At 58.0% G+C, this 14,026-nt stretch carries 15 protein-coding genes and 1 tRNA gene; 13 read left to right on the top strand and 3 right to left on the bottom strand.

What is annotated here, in order from left to right:
* The first annotated feature begins 59 nt into the window (after positions 1 to 59).
* From AC0ZWN_RS00180 to AC0ZWN_RS00130, 11 genes are all read left to right on the top strand, one after another.
* Positions 60 to 1,226, top strand: a complete 1,167-nt coding sequence (locus AC0ZWN_RS00180) for a phage tail sheath subtilisin-like domain-containing protein (RefSeq protein WP_127926439.1) — start codon at positions 60 to 62, stop codon at positions 1,224 to 1,226.
* Positions 1,227 to 1,239: 13 nt separating this feature from the next.
* On the top strand, positions 1,240 to 1,743 hold the full coding sequence (locus AC0ZWN_RS00175) for a phage major tail tube protein (protein ID WP_102902301.1): 504 nt from the start codon (positions 1,240 to 1,242) through the stop codon (positions 1,741 to 1,743).
* 13 nt (positions 1,744 to 1,756) lie between these two features.
* Entirely contained in the window at positions 1,757 to 2,356 is a 600-nt protein-coding gene (locus tag AC0ZWN_RS00170; RefSeq protein ID WP_127926440.1) for a phage tail assembly protein, read from the top strand.
* A gap of 150 nt (positions 2,357 to 2,506) precedes the next feature.
* Positions 2,507 to 5,146, top strand: a complete 2,640-nt coding sequence (locus AC0ZWN_RS00165; protein WP_476333530.1) for a phage tail tape measure protein — start codon at positions 2,507 to 2,509, stop codon at positions 5,144 to 5,146.
* Between the two features lie 9 nt (positions 5,147 to 5,155).
* Positions 5,156 to 6,001 carry a phage tail protein gene (locus AC0ZWN_RS00160; protein WP_212621914.1) on the top strand — a complete coding sequence of 282 codons (846 nt, stop codon included), beginning with the start codon at positions 5,156 to 5,158 and terminating at the stop codon, positions 5,999 to 6,001.
* Positions 5,976 to 6,182, top strand: coding sequence for a tail protein X (locus AC0ZWN_RS00155; protein ID WP_127926442.1), 207 nt, complete (start codon positions 5,976 to 5,978; stop codon positions 6,180 to 6,182). The genes AC0ZWN_RS00160 and AC0ZWN_RS00155 overlap by 26 nt, the downstream gene beginning before the upstream one ends.
* Before the next feature lie 99 nt (positions 6,183 to 6,281).
* The gene (locus AC0ZWN_RS00150) at positions 6,282 to 7,331 is read left to right on the top strand and encodes a phage late control D family protein (RefSeq protein ID WP_476333527.1); all 1,050 of its coding nucleotides are present in this window, start codon (positions 6,282 to 6,284) and stop codon (positions 7,329 to 7,331) included.
* Between the two features lie 49 nt (positions 7,332 to 7,380).
* Positions 7,381 to 7,914 carry a glycoside hydrolase family 19 protein gene (locus tag AC0ZWN_RS00145; protein ID WP_476333526.1) on the top strand — a complete coding sequence of 178 codons (534 nt, stop codon included), beginning with the start codon at positions 7,381 to 7,383 and terminating at the stop codon, positions 7,912 to 7,914.
* Positions 7,911 to 8,414 carry a lysis system i-spanin subunit Rz gene (locus tag AC0ZWN_RS00140; protein WP_476333524.1) on the top strand — a complete coding sequence of 168 codons (504 nt, stop codon included), beginning with the start codon at positions 7,911 to 7,913 and terminating at the stop codon, positions 8,412 to 8,414. The genes AC0ZWN_RS00145 and AC0ZWN_RS00140 overlap by 4 nt, the downstream gene beginning before the upstream one ends.
* A gap of 167 nt (positions 8,415 to 8,581) precedes the next feature.
* Positions 8,582 to 9,343, top strand: a complete 762-nt coding sequence (locus AC0ZWN_RS00135; RefSeq protein ID WP_056785717.1) for a hypothetical protein — start codon at positions 8,582 to 8,584, stop codon at positions 9,341 to 9,343.
* 512 nt (positions 9,344 to 9,855) lie between these two features.
* On the top strand, positions 9,856 to 10,263 hold the full coding sequence (locus AC0ZWN_RS00130; protein ID WP_056785721.1) for a DUF3775 domain-containing protein: 408 nt from the start codon (positions 9,856 to 9,858) through the stop codon (positions 10,261 to 10,263).
* A gap of 225 nt (positions 10,264 to 10,488) precedes the next feature.
* Here AC0ZWN_RS00130 and AC0ZWN_RS00125 read toward each other — a convergent pair whose 3' ends face one another.
* From AC0ZWN_RS00125 to AC0ZWN_RS00115, 3 genes are all read right to left on the bottom strand, one after another.
* Positions 10,489 to 10,665, bottom strand: a complete 177-nt coding sequence (locus AC0ZWN_RS00125; RefSeq protein ID WP_008076910.1) for a DUF3606 domain-containing protein — start codon at positions 10,663 to 10,665, stop codon at positions 10,489 to 10,491.
* Positions 10,666 to 10,922: 257 nt separating this feature from the next.
* Positions 10,923 to 11,132, bottom strand: coding sequence for a hypothetical protein (locus AC0ZWN_RS00120; protein ID WP_476333522.1), 210 nt, complete (start codon positions 11,130 to 11,132; stop codon positions 10,923 to 10,925).
* 208 nt (positions 11,133 to 11,340) lie between these two features.
* Positions 11,341 to 11,428 (bottom strand) — tRNA-Ser (locus tag AC0ZWN_RS00115).
* A 122-nt stretch (positions 11,429 to 11,550) separates the two neighbouring features.
* On the opposite strand from AC0ZWN_RS00115, the gene AC0ZWN_RS00110 reads away from it, so the two are divergent.
* Together AC0ZWN_RS00110 and AC0ZWN_RS00105 are read left to right on the top strand one after the other, a co-directional pair.
* Positions 11,551 to 12,222, top strand: a complete 672-nt coding sequence (locus AC0ZWN_RS00110) for a Bax inhibitor-1/YccA family protein (RefSeq protein ID WP_007915443.1) — start codon at positions 11,551 to 11,553, stop codon at positions 12,220 to 12,222.
* 405 nt (positions 12,223 to 12,627) lie between these two features.
* Positions 12,628 to 13,983 (top strand): hypothetical protein, encoded by a 1,356-nt coding sequence (locus AC0ZWN_RS00105; protein WP_476333520.1) that lies wholly within the window; start codon positions 12,628 to 12,630, stop codon positions 13,981 to 13,983.
* The last annotated feature ends 43 nt before the right edge of the window (positions 13,984 to 14,026 follow it).

The raw sequence follows: 14,026 nt of genomic DNA, 5'->3' as shown, positions 1-14,026 counted from the left end.
CTAACACCCTCACAGCCTCGCTCATCGCGGGGCTTTTTCGTTTCTGGAGACTGACCCTTATGAGTTTTTTCCACGGCGTCACGACCACGTCGGTCGACACTGGCGCGCGCACCATCTCGCTGCCGTCGTCATCGATTATCGGTCTGTGTGACACGTTCACCCCGGGCGTGCTCGGCGGCGGCACGGCGAAAGCCGGCGAACTGAAGTTGATCACCACTGAACGCGAAGCCATCGCTGCCTTTGGCCCCGATTCGGCGATCACCAAGGCCTGTCAGGCGATCTACGTCAAAGCCAAAGCCGTGATTGTTGCCATCGGCGTGGCCAAGCTGGAAGACCCCGCGATGCAGATCTCGGCGATCATCGGCGGCGTTCTGGCCTCGGGTCAGCGCACCGGCTTACAGGCGCTGCTTGATGGCAAAAGCCTGTTCAACGCCCAACCGCGGTTGTTGATCGCGCCGGGTCATACGGCGACTCAGGCTGTGGCCACGGCGCTCGATAGCTTGGCGCAGAAGCTGCGCGCCATTGGCATCATCGATGGCCCGGGCACGACCGACGAGGCCGCTATGGCCTACGCCGAGAACTTCGGTAGTCGCAACCTGTTCATGGTCGACCCGGGCGTCAAGTATTGGGACACCATCACCAGCAAGACCGTCGACGCGCCCGGTTCGGCTTGGGCGGCGGGGCTGTTTGCCTGGACGGATGCTGAATACGGCTTCTGGGCTTCGCCATCGAACAAGGAATTGACCGGTATCACCGGCACCGGCCGCGCGGTCGAGTACCTGGACGGCGACGAGACCTGCCGGGCAAACCTGCTCAACAACGCCAATATCACCACGATCATTCGCGACGACGGTTACCGCCTGTGGGGCAACCGCACGCTGTCGAGCGATCCGAAGTGGGCGTTCGTTACCCGCGTTCGCACGTTGTTCATCCTCATGGACGCGGTGCAGGCCGGGCACAAGTGGGCGGTTGACCGCTCGATCACCAAGACCTACGTGACCGATGTCACCAACGGTCTGGATGCGTTCATGCGCGACCTGAAAGCCCAGGGCGCAATCATCAACTTTGAAGTGTTCCCCGACACCGAACTGAACACGGCCAGCCAGATCGCCCAGGGCAAGGTGTATTGGCGCATCCGTTTCACCGACGTGCCGCCGGCAGAGAACCCGAATTTCCTTTTCGAAGTCACCGATCAGTGGATGACCGAAGTGCTTGAAGCAGCCTAAGGGGGCGTAGCAAATGATTCCTCAGACTTTGTACAACACCAACCTGTTCGTCGACGGCGTGAACTTCTCCGGCGACGTGCCGAGCCTGACGCTGCCCAAGCTGACCACCAAGACTGACGAATATCGTGGCGGCGGCATGGCCGGCCCCATCGACATGGATCAGGGGCTTGAAAAAATGGAAGCCTCGTTTGTCACCAAGGGCGTGCGCCGCGAGTCGCTGAAGTACTTCGGCCTGGCTGACGGCACGGCGTTCAACGCTACGTTCCGAGGTGCCTTCAAGGGCCAAAAGGGCGCGGTGACAGCGGTCGTTGCCACTCTGCGCGGTCGCCTCAAAGAGGTCGATCTCGGTGACTGGAAAGCCGGTGATGCGGCCGAGATTAAACACGCCGTTTCGGTCACGTACTACAAGCTCGAAATCGACGGGCGCCTGATGTACGAGATCGACATGGTCGCCGGCATTCAGGTGATCGACGGCAAAGACCAACTGCTCGAAGTGCGCCAAGCACTCGGCATGTAAGGAATAGATCCAGATGAATCAAGTAATCGCTAAAAACCTGCCGGTCTGGCTGTCGCTAAGTGCGCTCGGCGCTGTTGTAACGCTGACCCGTCCCAGTCAAGCCAATAGCGTCGACGTCGAGACGTTGAACCTGCGTAACCCGACTGTGCGTGAAGTGCGCGCGGCCGACCGTGCCGCCAACGGCGACGACGAACAACGCGAACTGATGCTGTTCGCCGGTCTGGCCGAAGTCGGACTGAAGGATCTGGAAGGCCTCAAGCTGACGGATTATCGCCGCGTGCAAACGGCGTATTCGCACCTGGTACCGAAAACCGATTATTCAGATTCGATGCCGGCTTGGTTGTCGCTGACCACCGACCAGGTGCTGGTGACACTTTCGTGCCCGAGTGAAATCAACGGCGTGACCGTCGACAAGCTGGCCTTGCGTTCGCCGACCGTGGGCGACGTACGGGCGGCCAACCGTGAAGTGGGTGGCGATGATGAGCAGCGCGAGCTGATGTTGTTTGCTGCGTTGTCCGGTGCGCGTGTGGCGGATCTGGAGGGGCTGAAGCTGGTGGATTTTAACCGCTTGCAGGCCGGCTATTTTCGCATGGACAACGACGACGGGCTTTAACCCCAGCGTTATCAAGTCGGCGGCGAAACGTCTGGCGGCGGAAACCGGATTTTCCGCCGCTGAGATCCAGTCGATGCCGTTCGCGGATATGGTGTGGTGGCTCACGGATTGAGCCGCCATCGGTAGTGCTGGGCACATGAGGGCCAAGACATGGCAAACAAACTCGCCCTCGGGCTGGTGATCGGCGGTGCCGTCAGTTCTACGGTCGGCGCCGCGTTCAAGGATGTGACCGGGCGCATCAAGCGCCTTGAGGCTGAAGGCAACAAAGCGCGCGTGCTGCAGCGCACGATTGGCGACACCATCCGCCTGCGCGAAGAATGGAAAAAGGCTCACGACACCGGCGCGGCCGGTGCTTCCAAATTACTCAGCCGTTTGAACTCGAACCTCGACAGCCTGAAAAAGCAGGGGGTCGAGGTCGGCCGGCTGGAAAAAGCCTATCGTTCGATGGGGCAGATGGCCAACAAAGCCGAGCTGAAAGCCAAGGGTCATCAGCAGATCGATTCTGGCGTAAAGGGCATGAAGGGCGCCGTCGGTGCTGCGGTCGTCGGTGTCGGTGCCATGGCGGTACCGGCCAAGGTCAGCGCTGATTTTGGCGCGATTGTGCGTGACATCGCGATCAAGGCCGGCATTGCCAACAAGCCGCAAGAGCAGGAGATGTCGCGCAAGATCATCGACACTTCACGCGACACCGGCATGGCGCGCAACGATGTGGCCGACGTGGTCAATCAGTTGGTCGGCGCCGGCATGGACTTGAGCAAAGCGCTGGAATACGCGCCTGTCGCGGCCAAGTTTGTCGTGGGGCAGGGATCCAGCGGCGTCGACACGGCCAAAATGATCAACGCCCTGGGGCAGAACGCCAAGATCACCGACCCCAAGCAGATGCAGCAGGCGCTGGAGGCGATTGCTTACCAAGGGCAGGCGGGCAGCTTTGAAGCGGCCGACATGGCCAAGTGGTTCCCGGAACTGCTGGCCAACATGGCCAGCAACGGCATCACCGGCTTGGATGCGGTGACCCAACTGGGTGCCATGCTGCAGGTGCAAATGAAACAGGCCGGCAGTTCGGACGAGGCGGCCAACAACCTGAAAAACTGGATGGGCAAAATCGGTTCGACCGACACGGTCAAGGCTTACGAAAAAGCCGGGATTGATTACAAGGGATCGATGCAGACCGGTTTGCAAAACGGCATGTCGACGCTCGAAACCAGTATGGCGCTGGCTCAGAAATACATCCAGGCAACCGATCCAAAGCGCGCGGCGGCCATGGCCGAAGCGACGTCGAAAATCAGCAAGGAAGCCAATCCAGAAAAGGCCAAGGCCATGATGGCCTCGCTGGAAGAATCTCTGCGCACCGGTGATCTGTTCGCCGACATGCAGGTCAAGGCAGCGCTGTCGGCCTACATGCAGAACAAGGCGCTGTACAGCCAGCTCAAAAACGATTCGCGCGAAGCGACCGGGATCCTCGACAAGAACCTCGCCGAGCGGCGCGAGTCGTCATCGCAGAAATGGGCGGAGATGGCCCAATCGATGGATGACGCCATGCGCAGCATCGGCGATGCCTTGCGGCCGGTCACGGACACCGTGGCCGAGTCGTTGACCAAGGTTACTAAAGGCATCACGTCGCTGACGGATAGCGCGCCCGGGGTGGTTGCCGGTATCGCCACGGTCGGGGCGGGGCTGATCGCCTTAAAAGGTATCTTCAGCACGATCAAGATCAGCAAGGGGCTGCTAAACCTTGCGCGTGGGGCTCGCGGTGGCAGGAATGGAAGCGAAGCCCCAAATAAAAACCCCGGAGAACTTGATCTGGTAGCGACTGGCCTAGATGTTGTTTCGCGGGTGAAGGAAGCGGCAGCAGGCGGTGGCCTTGGTGCTGAAAGTGGTTCAGGTAACGACGGCGTCAAGAAGGTTTTCGTCGTCAATGCCGGCGCTATGGGTGGCGGTGTGGATGCGTCGGGCGAATCGCGCCGACGTGGACGTGGGTCAAGGCGCAGCGCGCGGCGCCGATCGTTGCCGAGTTCGAGAGGTCCGCGCCCATCTGTGCCTCGTCCACCTGTTCCTGTTTCGCGGCCACCTGTTTCGATCCCATCGCCATCAGTCCCTTCCGTTCCTGGCGGGGCATTGTCCAAGCTCGGCGTCGTCGCAGGAACCGTCGGTAAGGTCGGCAAGGCGGCCAAGGTCATTCCTGGCGGCACGCTGCTGGAGTCCGGCGCGATGGCGCTTGAAACCTTTCAAAACGCCAAGACCAAGGACGAAAAAGCCGAAGGTTACGGTTCGGCCGCTGGCAACTTGGCCGGCACCATGGCCGGTGCAGCAGCAGGCGCCGCCATCGGTTCGGTTGTGCCGATCATCGGCACCGCGATCGGCGGCATGATCGGTGCTTACCTGGGCAGTCAGGGCGGTGCGGCGCTGGGCGGGTCGTTGGGTAAGTCGCTGTTCGGCGGTGAGGATGAAAAGCCCGAGCAAACGGCAAAGGTGCCGGTGCCGACCACGCCGCTCATGATGGCGTCAGCGGCGCAGCAAGGCCCGCTGCTGGGGGATGTCGCGCGCTCGATGGCAGTGACGGCGCCGCTCAAGTCGGCGGCGATGGCCATCCAGCCCAAGGAGGCGGCGAAGCCGGAGCCGGCCAAGGTGGATCAAAAGTTTGAGTATTCGCTGAGCATGCCGGTCACGGTAGAGGGAGATGTCAAAGACCCTCAGCGCCTAGCGCAGGATCTCATGCCGCACATGCAGCGAATGATGGCGGATGCGGCGAGGAGTAACGCCGCCAAGCTGTACGACGAACCCCATGTCTAAGGAGGTTTCATGGCTTACATGGAGCAGATGCAATCAAGTCTGAAGTATCTGGTGGATGCAGCGGAAACCGGGCGGCGTAGCGCGGATGGCATGCTGTCGCCGGTCAATGGTGCGATCCGCGAACTGACCGGCGCCGCGTCCGAGCTGGAAAACATCCCGTTTGTTGGTCCGGCCATCGGCGCCAAACTTCAGCGAGTGATGCGCGGCGTCGACGCGGCTCAGGCCAAGGTCGGTCAGGTGGTGGCGGTGTACGGCCGCGCCACCCGGGCGGCGGCTGAAGTGCAGGATCGGCTGGGCACGTTGAAGGAACAGGCGGGCAAGGCGGCCACGGCGATCAACAACGTCGCCGGTAAGGTCAGTCCGTCTCTGGCCAACATCGTGCCCACCAGTTCCTTTGCCGTGGAGGCCACGCCGGCGCCGGAGGCGGTGAAGCCGTTCCCGCATCTGATGATCATTCAGCCGCGCGACCCGAAAATTGAGCCGTACTACTTCAACCTGGACACGGCGGCGTTTGATGAGCTGAGCCGTTCGACCGAGTTCCGCTGGGCTTCGCAGGAGCGGCTGACGCGCCGGCCGGCGAAGCAGGCCATCGGTATGGGTGATGAAAAGTTGACGCTCAAGGGCACCATCTATCCGGGCTTCAAAGGCGGTTTAAAGCAGCTCGACACGCTGCGTTCCATCGGGGCCAGGCTGCAACCGCTGACCCTGACCACGGGCTATGGCGAGGTGATCGGGACGTGGTGCCTGAAAAACATCAACGAGGAACAGTCCGCGCTGCTGCACGGCGGGATTGCTCGCAAACAGGGCTTCACTCTGGAGTTTGAGCGCTATGGCGACGACATGCAGGACGTCTGACGGCGACATGCTCGATGTCATTTGCAGCAACGTTTACGGCCATCTGAATGGCAGCGTCGAGGCCGTGCTCGATGCCAATCAGGGGCTGGCCGATGAGCCTCAGCCGTTCCGGTTGGGCGTGATCATCGTCCTGCCGGATCTGCCCAGCCCGACCAATGAAGGCGTTAGCTTGTGGGATTGACCTGGGGCAATGCCTTCGCCGGCGCCGCGTCGCGTTACGCGTAACGACACCTTGTTTTTCTGGCCCGCCTTGTGCGGGTTTTTTATTGGAAAAAAATCAATGACTCCGATGTTTCGCATTGTCGCCGATGGCGCCGACGTCACGGCCAAGATCAATGATCGGCTGTTGTTGCTGCGTACCTCTGACAAGCCGGGCATGGAGTCCGACGAGTTTGAGTTGCGTATCGACGACCGTGATGGGCAAGTGCAATTGCCACGGCGTGGCAGCTCAATCGAGATCTACCTGGGCTATGCCGAAACGACCTTGACGCGTATGGGCAGTTACACCGTCGACACGGTCGAGGTGTCAGGCCCGCCGGACTCGATCGTGATCAAGGGCAAGGCCAGCGACGTGCGTGGCAGTGGCAAAACCATCCGTAGCGGAAGCTGGGAAGGCGTGCCGTTGTCGAAGATCGTGGCTGACGTGGCCGCGCGCAATGGCTGGACGCCGGTGTGTCCGGTGTCGACCAAGGTCGCCCGGGTCGACCAGCTCAACGAGTCCGATTTTAATTTCATCACCCGTCTGGCCAAGCAATACGACTGCACGGCCAAGGTGGCCGACGGCAAGCTGTTGGTGATGCCGCGCCAAGGTGGCCAGACGGCCAGCGGCAAAGCATTTGGCGCTATCACGCTGACCCGCAGTGACCTTAGCCGCTGGCAATTCAGTCTCGGCGATCGCAATTCGCACAAGGCGGTGGCCACCAAGCATCAGGACAAAAAGAACGGCAAGCTCGCGGTGGTTACCATCGACAACGATGACGCTCCGGACGGATTACCGGCAGTGCATACCGACCGCCATATCTACCCAGACAAGGGCGCTGCTGAAGCGGCGGCCAAGGCACGTCTGTCGGCGTTCAACCGCTCGACCGCCGATGTGCGGCTTGAGATGCCCGGCCGCACAGACATCTTCGCCGAGCGTCCCATCATCGCTCAGGGTTTCAAGGTCGGGCTTGATGGCGAATACCTGGCGGATTCGGTCGAGCAGGTGTTCACCCAGTCCGGCTGGTCGACCACGGTCGAATGCAATGCCGGCAAAACCGGTAAATCCAAGGGCAAGAAAAAGAAAGGGCCGAAACCACCCCTCAAGGTGGTGAACATCGAGAAGCAGTAACCGCATCCCATCGCCGCCTGAGTGCGGTTTTTTTATGTCTGGAGTTTGTATGTCCATCACTGAACAACAGCTGCAAAGCATCATGCCCAACGCCCGCCGCCAAGCGCGCGTTTTTGTTTCCGCCCTGAGCACCGCCATGCAGCATTACCAGATCGTCGGCCCCAAGCGCGCGGCCGCGTTCATGGCGCAGATTGGCCATGAGTCTGGCCAGCTGCGCTATGTCCGTGAGATCTGGGGGGCTACCGCTGCGCAGCGCGGATACGAGGGACGCGAAGACCTAGGCAATACCTTGCCCGGCGATGGCCGCAAGTATTGCGGTCGCGGCCTGATCCAAATCACCGGCCGGGCGAACTACGCCAAGTGCGGCGAGGCGCTGGGGCTCGATCTGATCAGCCATCCCGAACTGCTCGAGCTGCCGCAGCATGCCGCGATGTCGGCGGCGTGGTTCTGGAAACAGAAGGGACTGAATGATTTGGCCGATCGGGAAGAGTTCAACACCATCACTCGGCGAATCAACGGCGGACTGAACGGCTTGGCGGATCGCCTAGCCCTCTGGAAGAAGGCGCGGGAGGTGCTGGCGTGACCGTGCCGTGGCGGCTGATCGGCTTGCTGGCGCTGGCGCTCGCCGGCTTCGGTAGCGCCTGGCAGTTTCAGGACTTGCGCTATGGCCGGCAGTTGGCCGAGCAAGCCAAGGCGCACGGCGAGGTGTTGAATCAACTAGCGCGGGCCGGCGCCGAGGCGCAGCAGTCCGAGCAGGACAAGCGGCTGGCGCTCGAGCAGAGGCTGGCGGCCAGTGAGCAAACCCATTACAGGAAATTGAGCTATGCCCAACGTGACCAAGATCGCCTGCGTGATCGCCTTGCCACTGCTGATCTGCGGCTGTCAGTCCTCATCGACGCGGATTCAGCCAGTGGCTGTGACGTGCCAAAAGCCACCGGCGCCGGCGGCGTGGATCATGCAACAGTACGCGCCCGACTTGACCCCGCGCATGCTCAACGAATTATCGCGATCACCGACACAGGTGACCGCGGATTGATCGCGTTGCAGGCGTGCCAATCGTACATCAAGGCTCTAACCCATTAGTGCTCCGCGGATCTAACAGCGGGTTAACATCGCATAAAGTTTATGCTGTCATTTTGTCGTGCAGAAAAAATTAGGGCACTCTAACGGTCACTCATCACAGGGGGCGAATCGTGAAGATAGGCACGTGCAAGCTGACATTGAAGCCTGGAAAGTTTGTGAAGTCACACATGATCCCGCTAGCGTTCTCAGCTCCAAGCGAGGGGTGCTACTTCATCGATGGAGCACCAGGAGGTCGTCCGACTAGAAGGCCGACTAGTTGGTATGACCGTGAACTGGTCACCCGCTCAGGGGAGGATATTCTCGCTGATTTGGACAGCTTTGCTGCTACTGAACTGCGCAAGGCACGCTTAGTTTGGAGTGGCTGGGAAAAAGAAACGGTACTCAAGGATAATATATTCCAATATCCGGACAGTGATCAGTTAGTTCGTTTGGTTCCGGATTTGGATGCCCTTAAGCTGCGAGTTTTTTTTCTTAGCTTGCTTTGGAGAGCTGCGGCATCTGAGATGCCTCAATATGCGAATATTAAGTTGCAAGAGTGTGAGCTGGAAAAACTTAGGCTTATGGTTTTAAATAGAAACCCATATCCATTAAGTCTTTTTCCGGTACATCTGACTCAGATGATCACTCGCGGCGCGCGTCACAACCTTGGCCCGCTAGAAATGAATACCCCTATGGATTTCGGATCTGGAAATGGGGCGTTGATGTTGAATAGCTACCGGTTCTACTTCGATGGATTGATAGCGAATATACATACGAATGTCTCGGAAAGGTTTCACGCAGAGGCCTCTGCCATTTATGTAGGTGGCGATTCGATCGTAATAGCAAACTGCATTAAGTTTGAAGACTCTTTTCAAGCTTCCAATATGATCCAGCATGGGTGTGAGGCTTTCATGAATCACCAATCCACTATGCTGAAGCTTCTCAAGTAATCTTTTATTTTTTTTTCGCCATTCTTGAGCTATCGAGTGGCGTTTAGGGTGACAATCTGGATCCCACTATTCACCTCCGAACCACGGTGATTATTGAATCGGATAAGCGGGCTGAGTTCGGATCCGTGCTCTGACACCGCCAGGGCCGGCGTGAGGCCTTATGGCAAGCCGGTGCAGGAAAGCAGGGGTGAATTTCTGTCTAAAACTAACCCAAGCTACCGCGTGTTCACTGACCGAAAACGCGCCTAAATGACAGTAGCGTTTTAGACAGGAAAATGCCGAGAGCCACGTAGTGCGTAGCCTATGCACTGTTCCAGCCCATACTGCTGCATCAGTGGCGTGTTGGTGGGATTGCAGTTCGGCAGGGCGCCCTAGGGCGCTGCGGGAAACTCAACTAGATGGCGCCATGTACCCCGACGGCATCATTCTTCGCTTCAGTTGAGTTGCGGTGTTCCATTACTCCATCCACAAACTGTAGGATCAGGAGCTATCAACATCACAAGGGACGGTCCATGAAACACCTCAGCACCACCAAAGCAGCCTCTATTGTTCGCCTTGCTGCGGCAAGCCATGACGAATACCGTCAGCGTCATCCTGGGAACCGCATTTTAGGAGCGGGGGAGTTGAAAGCTCTGATTCTTGAGCCTGATAGCCAGGAGGAAATTGCTTTCGTCGAGGCGATGCGTGCGCTTTCTGATGATGAACTCCTCGACCTGGTTGCCTTGATGTGCGTAGGCCGCGGCGAGCACGTTGAGAATCCTGAGGATCCAGAGTCGATTCGCGGCGCATTCGAAGGCCATGCCCACTCATTCTCAAAAGACTCGCATAAAGAATTGCTGGATTATATTTCCGGCAAGGGGGCGGTTATTCACCGGTACCTCGCGCGAGGCCTTGATCGGGTGAGATTCGCGTACAAGTAGGGCTGTTAATAAATTTAATCATCGCCGGGACGGGGTAACCACTGTAGGAATATACAACGCTAAGTTATTGATTCTTATAGGGTGATGTTCCGGTTTTTCACCCACTGAAAATCTAGCATTTTTCCTTTTGAATCATATGCTTGCGTAGGTTTCGTGGTCACCTTGACATGGTGGTGCTTCACCCTCACCTCAAAGCCCCGCGGTGGCCGCGGGGCTGTCACGCCTTTACTTGCCGAGCTTCTTGCGGACGTCGGTCACCATAGGACCGACTGCTTTCACAGCTGCTTTTAGCTGGTCCGCTGTCACGCCGAATTTGGTCGACCAGTATTTCAACTCCCAATCCTCGGAAGTGTTTACCCGGTCTCTGTCTTTGGGGCCGCGGTTTTTCAGATCATCAGCCATCTTCAATTTCCTTTTTGGTAGCCTGGGGCAGTCCAGGCCAATCCAGCATAGACCATCAATCCCGGTCGTCTGGGTGACTACCTTTCTGCGCAAAACCTCCGCTACAGCCCACGGTGTACCGTTTGCATAAGCACAAAAAAACGGATGTTTTGCTACCCTGAAAACAGGCTGTTATCTTTTTAAAACAATAACTTAGGCCACTACAGTACCCAGCATGGGGTGCTAGGGACGAGTGCGACGGTCTTGACAGACTTCTGTCATTCGGGGGCCATAAGTACCGCGAGCGTCATTTTGATGAATTCTTCGTTCTTGCCGATTGCCCAAAGGGCACCGCGGACGTTCTCGGCGACGTCGGCAGATCCGCGCCGCTCGACCCAGTTTGACAATTCCATGATGGCGGCTTCGAGGGCGAGTTGGTTTTCATTGATTTTGTAAAGCAGGGAAGGGATCAGGTCTGAATTTGGCATTAGGCGTTTCTCTGTGAAAAAGCCAAGCGTAGCACCGTGTTACATGAAGAATTTTTTGCGTTTGGCAGGACGCCGGAGAAGGGAGAAAAAGCAGAAAGTTTTGTAACGCGGGCCAAAAAGTTTTGTAACGCTTCAGCTAGTGGGGCGGAAATCCCAAACCCCAGAAACTACAAAGCCCTGAATAATCAGGGCTTTGTCGTACATAAGATGGCGGAGGCGATGGGATTCGAACTCATGGACCTGTTACAGTCGACGGTTTTCAAGACCGTTGCCTTAAACCACTCGGCCACACCTCCGTTGCGTTGCGGGCGCCATAATACCTGAATGAAACACACTGTCAAACTCTCTGCATGGCTTGTTACAGAGCGTCTGTTATGATCTTTGCGACTGAACGTTTCAAACCAACAGGAGTGTCGCCATGCGCGAACAGGATTACGCAGTTAATAACAGCGTGCAGGCTGAGCAGCTAGAGGTTAGCCGCGTCCTGCGCAACACTTACGGCCTACTGGCTCTGACCCTCGCATTCAGCGGCGTCATGGCTTTCGTTGCTCAGCAGATGCGCGTTGGCTACCCGAACATTTTCGTGGTGCTGATCGGCTTCTACGGGCTGTTCTTCCTCACCAACAAACTCCGTGACTCCGCTTGGGGCCTGGTGTCCGCTTTTGCGCTGACCGGTTTCATGGGTTTCCTGCTCGGCCCGATCCTCAACCGTTACCTGGGTATGCAGGGCGGCGCTGAAGTGGTCAGCTCGGCGTTCGCGATGACCGCGCTGGTGTTCGGTGGTCTGTCGGCCTACGTGCTGATCACCCGCAAGGACATGAGCTTCCTCGGTGGTTTCATCACCGCTGGTTTCTTCGTGTTGCTGGGTGCGACGCTGGCGAGCTTCTTCTTCCAGGTCAGCGGCCTGCAACTGGCGATCAGCGCAGGTTTCGTGCTGTTCTCGTCGGTGTGCATCCTGTTCCAGACCAGCGCCATCATCCACGGCGGTGAGCGTAACTACATCATGGCGACCATCAGCCTGTATGTATCGATCTACAACCTGTTCATCAGCTTGTTGCAGATATTCGGCATCATGAGCCGCGACGACTGATCGTTAGTCGTTTCAACAAAAAACCCGCTTCGGCGGGTTTTTTGTTGCTCGCCGAAAAGCGTAGTGGCCTTTTACTTACAAAATGATCTGAAAATAGTGGCGTCTTTTTGGAAATCACCTACACCTAATTACCAAGGAAGAGCAGTAGCCTGATCGACAGGAGTCGGTAACCAGCACCCCTTGTGTAATTCCTGCGTCTCTCGCATTCACTTCCCTTGCTGTTGATCGCCAGGCCTTTCGGTCGAGAGCGACTGTATTCGTTCGTCCTGTGAAAACCGGGAGGTGAACCACGCCAAATGCCATGCACCGTGACCGTATCCCGGCGAACGACCGGGGCCCTGATACCAGAAAAAAATAATGGAGGCCCTGCCATTGCAGGCGTTGTCCCAATCAAGGAGATCATCGATGAACCAGCCCCAAGGAAAACTGGCTGTACTGGCCGTCACCACCGCGCTGTTCAGCGCGTCAACCCTCGCCGGCGTCTATCCTGACTTCGGCTATCAGCCACCTTCCAGCCAATACTCTGGCCCACTGTTCGAGTTGAGCCAGAATTACCCGGCAACAGCGCCGAAAGTACCGCTACCCGGTTTTTTCAAGAATCTACCGACCAAGCCAGATAACAATTTTGAGACTTGGCGTGCGTACATGGAGGAAGTCAAAACCTATTGCCTCGAAGGCAACGTCGAGGCTGATTGGTACGTGCAGAACAATAAAAAACGCCAGTGGTATCACATGCCGTGGCAGCACTACGGCCCGCTGGGACGCGAAGGGATTCACGGCCTGACCAAAGAGGCGCAGATCCAGGTCAAGCAACTCGCCCCCACGCAGACCGCTACTGGCCAGACATACGCGGTGGGCATCTATAACGACATCGGTGCCTATACCATCGGAGAGGTCTGGAAAGACCCGAACAACCCTGATCCCAAATACACATCGGCACCCAACAGCTTCCCCGACGGCACCGTAGTCTGCAAAGCCCTGTTCGCCGATATCGATCGCAACACCGTGCCGTTCCTGGTGAACCCGGTGTTGTGGAAGGGCTACGTCACCGAGACGTTCACCTCGGCCAATCGCAAGGTCAAGGATGTCGCATTGATCCAGATGGACATCGCCGTGCGCGATCAGCGCATGAGCGCCACCGGCTGGATCTTCGGCACCTTTCAGTACAACGGCGCGAAAACCGGCAAGCCTGGCTGGGACAACCTCGTCCCGGTAGGGATCATGTGGGGTAACGATCCGGAAGAAACCGGCAACGACTTCACCAACCCGCAACCGACGCAGACCAAGATCAACCCCGCGTTGCAACAGACCGCGATCAACGCCAAGACCCAAGAGTTGCCGCCCACCCATCTGGGCTGGAACGGTCGCCTCAATGGTCCGGTGGACAACCCCAACAGTTCCTGCCTGAGCTGCCATGCGACCGCCGAAACGCCGCAAGTGGCGATCATGAATCCAACGTTCCAGGCCAATGCGCCGAAGCCGGGTTCGCCTGAATGGATGAAGTGGTTCCAGAACATTCCGGCCGGCCATGCTTTCACGCCGGGCACTCAAAGCACTGACTACAGCCTGCAGTTGTCCGGCGGTCTGGTGAATTACTTCGAGTGGAAATGCGACATGAGCGGCATCTACGCCGACGGCAAGAACGCGTGCAGCAAAGCGTCGGACATGAAACTGAAAATGCTCAATTCCACCAACAACGCCACGCCGCAGCCGTTGCAGAAAGTCATTCGTGACCCGAGCCTGCAGCAACTGCTGGAGTAAGAAGCGCAAAGCCTGCGCACGTTTCGGCGTGCGCAGGCTTTTT

Source organism: Pseudomonas sp. 3B-A001-10F (assembly GCF_056313565.1).
The sequence above is the reverse complement of the archived record's forward strand: the minus strand, read 5'-3'. Positions and strand labels throughout refer to the sequence as shown.

Bases quoted from the DNA above. Each gene is read 5' to 3' on its own strand.
- AC0ZWN_RS00105 (WP_476333520.1), top strand. From the start codon at position 12,628: ATGAACCAGCCCCAAGGAAAACTGGCTGTACTGGCCGTCACCACCGCG.
- AC0ZWN_RS00160 (WP_212621914.1), top strand. From the start codon at position 5,156: ATGGCTTACATGGAGCAGATGCAATCAAGTCTGAAGTATCTGGTGGAT.
- AC0ZWN_RS00170 (WP_127926440.1), top strand. From the start codon at position 1,757: ATGAATCAAGTAATCGCTAAAAACCTGCCGGTCTGGCTGTCGCTAAGT.
- AC0ZWN_RS00120 (WP_476333522.1), bottom strand. From the start codon at position 11,132: ATGCCAAATTCAGACCTGATCCCTTCCCTGCTTTACAAAATCAATGAA.
- AC0ZWN_RS00135 (WP_056785717.1), top strand. From the start codon at position 8,582: ATGATCCCGCTAGCGTTCTCAGCTCCAAGCGAGGGGTGCTACTTCATC.
- AC0ZWN_RS00165 (WP_476333530.1), top strand. From the start codon at position 2,507: ATGGCAAACAAACTCGCCCTCGGGCTGGTGATCGGCGGTGCCGTCAGT.
- AC0ZWN_RS00150 (WP_476333527.1), top strand. From the start codon at position 6,282: ATGACTCCGATGTTTCGCATTGTCGCCGATGGCGCCGACGTCACGGCC.
- AC0ZWN_RS00175 (WP_102902301.1), top strand. From the start codon at position 1,240: ATGATTCCTCAGACTTTGTACAACACCAACCTGTTCGTCGACGGCGTG.
- AC0ZWN_RS00130 (WP_056785721.1), top strand. From the start codon at position 9,856: ATGAAACACCTCAGCACCACCAAAGCAGCCTCTATTGTTCGCCTTGCT.
- AC0ZWN_RS00180 (WP_127926439.1), top strand. From the start codon at position 60: ATGAGTTTTTTCCACGGCGTCACGACCACGTCGGTCGACACTGGCGCG.
- AC0ZWN_RS00110 (WP_007915443.1), top strand. From the start codon at position 11,551: ATGCGCGAACAGGATTACGCAGTTAATAACAGCGTGCAGGCTGAGCAG.
- AC0ZWN_RS00125 (WP_008076910.1), bottom strand. From the start codon at position 10,665: ATGGCTGATGATCTGAAAAACCGCGGCCCCAAAGACAGAGACCGGGTA.
- AC0ZWN_RS00155 (WP_127926442.1), top strand. From the start codon at position 5,976: ATGGCGACGACATGCAGGACGTCTGACGGCGACATGCTCGATGTCATT.
- AC0ZWN_RS00145 (WP_476333526.1), top strand. From the start codon at position 7,381: ATGTCCATCACTGAACAACAGCTGCAAAGCATCATGCCCAACGCCCGC.